The sequence below is a fragment of the Micromonospora maritima genome (genome assembly GCF_902825405.1).
Classification (GTDB): domain Bacteria; phylum Actinomycetota; class Actinomycetes; order Mycobacteriales; family Micromonosporaceae; genus Micromonospora; species Micromonospora maritima.
The window spans coordinates 1-1,523 of record NZ_CADEAU010000823.1; the positions used below are offsets into that span (position 1 = coordinate 1).

At 76.2% G+C, this 1,523-nt stretch carries 1 protein-coding gene and 1 pseudogene; both read left to right on the forward strand.

Going from position 1 to position 1,523, the window contains the following annotated elements:
• Positions 1-249: pseudogene (locus HUW36_RS32665) on the forward strand (hypothetical protein); the annotation flags it as partial.
• 1 nt (position 250) lies between these two features.
• The coding region (gene murJ, locus HUW36_RS32670) for a murein biosynthesis integral membrane protein MurJ (RefSeq protein WP_174531563.1) at positions 251-1,523 on the forward strand (1,273 nt) is incomplete at its 3' end.

Genomic DNA, 1,523 nt, shown 5'->3' on the forward strand with positions numbered 1-1,523 from the left:
GGCGCCGCCGCCGGCCTGGTCGCCGACGACCTGGACGAACGGGTGATGCTCGGCGACAGCGGCGCCAACGCGCTGGGCGCGGTGCTCGGCGTCAGCCTCGCCGCGCGGACGGGGCCGCTGGGACGTGCCGGGGTGCTGGCCGTGCTCGCCGCGCTGACCGCGGCCAGCGAGAAGGTCAGCTTCACCCAGGTCATCGCGCGGACCCCGGGGCTGCGGCACCTCGACGAGCTGGGCCGGCTCGCCGACTGACGTGACGAAACCGGCACCCCTCGCCGCCGCCGGCCGCGTCGCCGGCGCGGCCGCCCTCATCGCCGTCCTCACCGTGGTCAGCCGGCTCGCCGGGTTCGGCCGCACCGCCGTGTTCACCTGGACGCTGTCCACCAGCGACCTCGGTGGCGCATACCTGGTGGCGAACTACGTCCCGAACGTCATCTTCGAGATCGTCGCCGGTGGCGCGTTGGCCAGTCTGGTCGTACCGCTGCTGGCCGGCGCGGTCGAGGCGGGTGACCGGCGGGCGGTGGCCGCCACCACCGGTGCGCTGCTGACCTGGACGCTGAGCCTGCTGGTGCCGCTGGCGGTGCTGGTGGCGCTGTTCGCCGACCCGCTGCCGGGGCTGCTCGGGCACGGCCTCAGCGAGACCCAGCAGGAGTCCGGGGCGCGGATGCTGCGGGTGTTCGCCCCGCAGCTGCCGCTCTACGGCGTGGGCATCGTGCTCACCGGTGTGCTCCAGGCGCACCGGCGGTTCGCCTGGCCGGTCGTCGCGCCGCTGCTGTCCAGCGTCACGGTCATCGCCGTCTACCTCGGCTTCACCGCCGTCGAGGGCCGGCTGGCGACCATCGGTGAGGCCGGGCGCGGTGGTGAGCTGCTGCTCTCCGCCGGCACCACGCTCGGCGTGGCGGTGCTGTCGCTGTCGCTGCTGGTCCCGCTGCGCCGGCTGCGGCTGCGGATCCGGCCCGGCTACCGGTTCCCCGCCGACGCCCGGGCCCGGGTCGGCGGGCTGGTGGCGGCCGGCGTGGTCACCGTCGCCGCCCAGCAGGTCGCGCTCGCCGTCGCGCTCAACCAGGTCACCTACGGCCGGGTCGCCGACGTCGGCGTCTACAACCTGGCCCAGACCGTCTACTTTCTGCCCTGGGCGGTGCTGGCGGTGCCGCTCGCGGTCGCCGCGTACCCGACGCTGGTGGCGGCCCGGGCGAACGGTGACGACCGGGCCTACCGGGAGACCCTCGCGCCGGCGGTCCGCGGGGTGGTGCTGTTCAGCCTGCTCGGCGCCGCCGCGCTGGTCGGCACCGCGATCCCGGTCGGGCACTTCTTCTTCAGCGGCGCGCTCGACGCGCGGACCGCCGCGGTCGGGATCGCCGGGTTCGCTCCCGGCCTGCTCGGCTACGGCCTGTTCGCGGTGCTCACCCGGGCGCTCTACGCCCGGGGCGAGACCCGCGCGGCCGGCGTGGCCACCGCGCTGGGCTGGCTGAGCGTGCCGGCCCTGGCGGTCCTGCTCGGCCAGGTCCTGCCGCTGGCCGACCGGG